The organism is Hazenella coriacea, from assembly GCF_004341825.1.
In the GTDB taxonomy this organism is placed as follows: domain Bacteria; phylum Bacillota; class Bacilli; order Thermoactinomycetales; family Thermoactinomycetaceae; genus Hazenella; species Hazenella coriacea.
The window spans coordinates 1-4,907 of the sequence record NZ_SMAG01000018.1; the positions used below are offsets into that span (position 1 = coordinate 1).

A 4,907-nucleotide genomic window follows, 5' to 3' on the forward strand; every position below is an offset into this window, starting at 1 on the left:
CCGAAGGTGGGGCAGATGATTGGGGTGAAGTCGTAACAAGGTATCCCTACCGGAAGGTGGGGATGGATCACCTCCTTTCTACGGAGTATCTTTATTGATACATGACGATACGAATTTTCTCTCTCAGGTCATGCTTTTACTCACTCTTTAGTTTTCAGGGAATACATAATGGGCCTATAGCTCAGTTGGTTAGAGCGCACGCCTGATAAGCGTGAGGTCGGCTGTTCGAGTCAGCCTAGGCCCACCATCTATATTTGGGGCTATAGCTCAGCTGGGAGAGCGCCTGCCTTGCAAGCAGGAGGTCAGCGGTTCGATCCCGCTTAGCTCCACCAAAGATTAACCGCCTAGTTTCTTAATAAGAAACTAGGCGGTTTTTTATTTATAGAACAGGGTTTTATATTTAATGGAAATACATATGATGAAAATGGAAACTTAACCCAAACGGCAAATCCGTTAAGTGAAACAACAACAACGCAATACGATGACCAAAATAATCCGATCAAAGAAACGGATGCCAAAGGTAATACAACAACCAATGAATATGACAATAAAAATAATCTGTCTTCGACCACGGGCTCCGCGGAAAGAATCCATATCCGGTTATCGGTTTAAACAGGAGAACTTCTTGAAGAGTTCAAATACACCTATGATGCCAAAGGAAACATTACCGCCATCGTTTCCAAAGTAGGTAAAGTAGGTAATGTGGGAAATGAAAAGAAGAAAAAGAAAGACACTTGGAAAAGATTTAGGTAGGAAAAGTGTACTGGAGTGAAAGATAATGAAGGAAAGCTATATAATGTCAGTCTTAAAGCGCTCATTTGAAGAAGGATTAATGGTTTCTGTTTATTCAAATCGATATCAACCTGAGAAATCGTCTGTCGGATTTATAGATTCATTGACCACTGAACAATTTGTCATGAAACATGTAACACCAGAAGGGATTAGTGATGGTTATATTATCAGAAGAATAGAAGATGTTTTTCGAGTTGATGTCAGTGGAGAGTATGAACGGCGACTAGAATTACTATATTCAATTCAAAAACAACAACATGAAGATTTCATTAAAATATTAGCAATGCAGAATTTGAATCTATTTAAAGAATCTCTTAGTATTGCTCAAAAGAAAAATTTAGTAGTAACTATTTGTGTAGATGAGACAGAAAATCAAGATGATATAATTGGGTTTGTTAAAGATGTTTGTGCAAAAGAGATTACTATTTCACGAATTACTTATAGTGGATTAGAAGATGGAGAATCAACTGTTTTCATTGAAGATGTAATTAAAATGAACTGTGATACTACAGGTGAAAAAACCTTTAAACTACTATTCAATCATCAAAAAGGTAACAATGTGTAAAATAGGAAGATTGTAGCCAAGCTAATCTCTTTTGTAACATAGTTCTTTGTCCAGGGCTATAGGGTTGTGTAAACTTATTGTTATACACAACCCTATAACAGAAGTACTTGAGAAAAAAAGATTCGAGAGATAGTTTACACTCTAGGATTTTAGATTTATTAAGTTGTGTTGATCGCAAGTTTCGTTACTGTTGTCTATGCAAAAGTGAGGTTGTATTTTGTTATAAATGGGCTCTTAAGAATAAGAGATGGTGTAAATTACATGCGTCTTGCTTGGCGATATAGATAAAATTTATTTTCACAGTGCTGTTATTTTTTAGAGGTGATATATTATGGATGACACTTTATTTGTCGTGCTCATAGTAACAATCTTACTTGTAACTGCAACATTAGTTTTATCTTTTATGATCTGGGCTGAGAAGACGAATAGTCTCTTGGTTCGATTGGCTATATTAGTTCCCTTTTATCATTAATTGTTGGGATTTCCCTTGATTATAAAAAATGGTCTGCTAAATTAATAGCTAGGTTCATGAATCAAGAAGATGACAGTCATAAGAAAGAAAAACCTTAGCCTTATTTAACTAATTTTTAGATCATGTCTCTTTGAGTAATTTTGAACATTGGGGCATGGTCTCATATTTTTTCTGGATCATTATGTAGAAACGATCAAAAAATTATTTCATTACTATCCAATGAGATTGTAAGCATGCTGGTGGAAGGTGTTAAAATGGAGTTTCATAAAGAAGGAGAGGTTAGGGTATTTCACTGTCTCTTTGCAGATCTGTATGATAATTGTATTTTTGATAAACCCAAAAAATAGACTTATAATTGCTTGAGGTCATCGGTAGATCGAAGACCTTTTTTATTTCAGAATTGAAAATAGGGAGAAGTAACAGAGGTTATGTATAAATTGTATTGATCAGAATTTAATCTATGAATTGAGGACTACAAAGAAAAAGAAATTGGATAGTCTTTTTTTAGTAACCCCCTTTTTGTTTTTATTAACAACTTTGATTTTACTATTTAGGGTCAAGTTGGGCTATTTTAAATATAATTTATGTAGTAGTGGTGTTAATAATAGATTTGGAAGAAAATAATGTTGTAAAAGGTCTTGGAAAGGATTAAGAAGTTTCGTAGAGAATGAGCAATTTGTATGTACTAGTTCTTTAATTAATGGAAGAAGGGCTATCCTCCCTTTGTAAATTAAAATCAATAATAGCTAAAATGAAAGAGTTTCTAAAGGAGATGATAAAGTTGGAACAGGATTTGCCGATCATTAGTATTTTAGTTTTTGCTGTACTACACACTATTTTTACATTTGTCATAGGGCTCAAATTGAAAAAGATGAAGCCTTCGAAGAGGAAGAAAATTATTATTGCTTTTGATGTCATCATGATATTCATTTTTATGGTACTTTTCTTTAACGATATGTTGATTTGATCTATCGACTGTATAATTATGGCTATATTCGACTGGTCCGAATAAACTCCTTAGAAAATTTAAAAGTGATGGGGAGTTTGAGAAGATTGCCTGCAATATTCAAAGAAATAACTGGTAACTTATTGGGTATCGTTGTTATCTTCATGACTATCATGTTTATTTTTTCAGAGATTAAATATATTTGGTTAAGTAGTTAGATTTGAGTTTCCAATGGATTTATATCTTTCGTTTGGAACAGCAATTGTTGGCTTTAGTTTATATATGTATCTAAAAAATATGTTTAGTCTTAGATGGTAATAAGTATTTTCTAATTTATCTCATAAGAGATACAGGTAGAAGGATAGTTGAAATGATTTTCGACTTTATATTTACATGTTAATAACTACATTAAGGTATTTGATTTTAAAAGAGGGATCTAGGTGATTAAGAAACTTTTCATATTTTCATTATTGGAATCACTACTTATTTTATTCTGACTCTATTGTATTAGGATTGTAGGTTACAAATGATCTAGGCTTGGCTTTATCAAAAATATGTGAATTTGGGATATGAGGAATGGAGTCTCTTTCAATTAAGAAAAAAATATTGATAAAAAAGGAGGAGATCTGATGGAGAAAAAAACAATGATTATTTATGGAATCATGATGAGTGTTGGTGTCTTTGTTGTTATGATGATAGGTGCATATGTAATTAAGAAGTTGGAAATAGAGTATCCTATATCATCATATCTTATTGGTGGAGTTTTAGTATTATACATACTTATAATGTTTATTGTGTTTGTCATAAATATTTTAAAGCGGCGATAGGTGTTCATCAAATGAAACTTTCAGCAGACCAATGGGGGATTTTCATCAATAATTATACTTATTGATGATCAATAGTAGGGAGAAAATCCAAAGTGTCAAAAAAGGGAAAGTTAACTACCTATAGTTTTTTCATTATTTATATTTTATTATGGGGCTATGTATATTATTTTCAGAATGTTAATTGGGTTGAGGAATCAATGATCCCTTTTGCTCTTGCAACTGTTTATTATTGGCTTCTGTATTTTAGAGAGAAAGACGTAGAAATAAAAGGATTTTGGTTTGAATCAGCCATAGTACTATCATTGTTAAGCTTGTTCCATTTGCTTGTATTTTTATGGACATAATTGGGCTGGATGCCAAGATCAATAGCTGTTGTAGTTGGATCTGTTTAATCCCTACACTGTAATCTTTGTGTCTCTATAAAGTGGAGAATGTGCAAAGTTACTAAAATAAAAGAGGGATGAGTGTGGATCAATTACTGAAAATATTAAAGTGGATTGTTCTAATTGTACTCTTTATTATTACTGCGTCTAAGATCGATGGATGGCTTTATTGGAGTACTAGTTTATTAGGAGTTCTTATTGTGATTTTTTGTATACGTTCATTTCGGCTTAGAACGCTTCCTAGCACTGAAATGGGAGAGATGTCTGACTTCAGTGTTCATGATGTTCGAAGTAAAAAGTTTAAGCGTTCACTATTGGGTTTTGATGCCGATGAGGTGAATGCTTATTTAAGCTTGATTATTCAAGATTTTGAGGGGCTTGGATCCGATGTGGAAGAAGCACAGTCGCATTTAAGTGTTCATGGTATACATAGTAAACAGTTTAAGCGTTCATTCATTGGTTATGATGTTGATGAGGTGAATGACTTTTTGGATCAGATTATTCGGAAATATAAAAAGCTGGATCGCGTATAGAATCAATCTTTGTTTTGTAGAGGGTCCTTGGAATGCTTGGTATTACTTATCTAACTTTTTTATTTTCCAAGTTGAATTGAGGACGATAATATGATTTTTATTATGCTACCAATAGGTTTGAATTCATTTGAGTTTGGAATTGACTTTAAACCTGAAATAGCTTTGAACTCTTATTAAAAGGATCTTTACTATCTGTTAAAGGTCTAATAAAAAACAACTAAAAAAACATTAAAATAGGGGTTGCAAACTCTATCAGACCATGATATATTATATCTTGTCGTTGCGAGATTGCGACGAGATGAAGATTGCACCTTGAAAATGTGAATATGGAAGAACACGATATCTAGTCTAGATGTCATGTTGCATTCACCGGAAGAAGTTTTAAGTTT

3 protein-coding genes, 2 tRNA genes, 1 rRNA gene and 2 pseudogenes are annotated in these 4,907 nt (G+C 32.9%); all 8 read left to right on the forward strand.

All coding sequences use genetic code 11. The annotated features are described in order from the left end of the window. Nucleotides 1–78 (forward strand): 16S ribosomal RNA (locus EDD58_RS14605); the annotation flags it as partial. Between the two features lie 92 nt (nucleotides 79–170). Then, a tRNA-Ile gene (locus EDD58_RS14610) sits at nucleotides 171–247 on the forward strand. A 9-nt stretch (nucleotides 248–256) separates the two neighbouring features. Next, nucleotides 257–332: transfer RNA gene (locus tag EDD58_RS14615), tRNA-Ala, on the forward strand. 446 nt (nucleotides 333–778) lie between these two features. Next, a complete protein-coding gene (locus EDD58_RS14625; RefSeq protein ID WP_131926861.1) occupies nucleotides 779–1,357 on the forward strand; it encodes a hypothetical protein in 579 nt (192 codons plus the stop codon). Between the two features lie 1,253 nt (nucleotides 1,358–2,610). After that, nucleotides 2,611–2,796 carry a hypothetical protein gene (locus EDD58_RS14630; protein WP_131926863.1) on the forward strand — a complete coding sequence of 62 codons (186 nt, stop codon included), beginning with the start codon at nucleotides 2,611–2,613 and terminating at the stop codon, nucleotides 2,794–2,796. A 608-nt stretch (nucleotides 2,797–3,404) separates the two neighbouring features. After that, nucleotides 3,405–3,602: a hypothetical protein gene (locus EDD58_RS14635; protein WP_131926865.1), complete on the forward strand. Its 198-nt coding sequence runs from the start codon at nucleotides 3,405–3,407 to the stop codon at nucleotides 3,600–3,602. Between the two features lie 643 nt (nucleotides 3,603–4,245). Continuing rightward, a pseudogene (locus EDD58_RS15185) lies at nucleotides 4,246–4,386 on the forward strand (DivIVA domain-containing protein); the annotation flags it as partial. Then, a pseudogene (locus EDD58_RS15190) lies at nucleotides 4,375–4,506 on the forward strand (DivIVA domain-containing protein); the annotation flags it as partial. The pseudogenes EDD58_RS15185 and EDD58_RS15190, both read left to right, overlap by 12 nt. Nucleotides 4,507–4,907 lie beyond the last annotated feature (401 nt).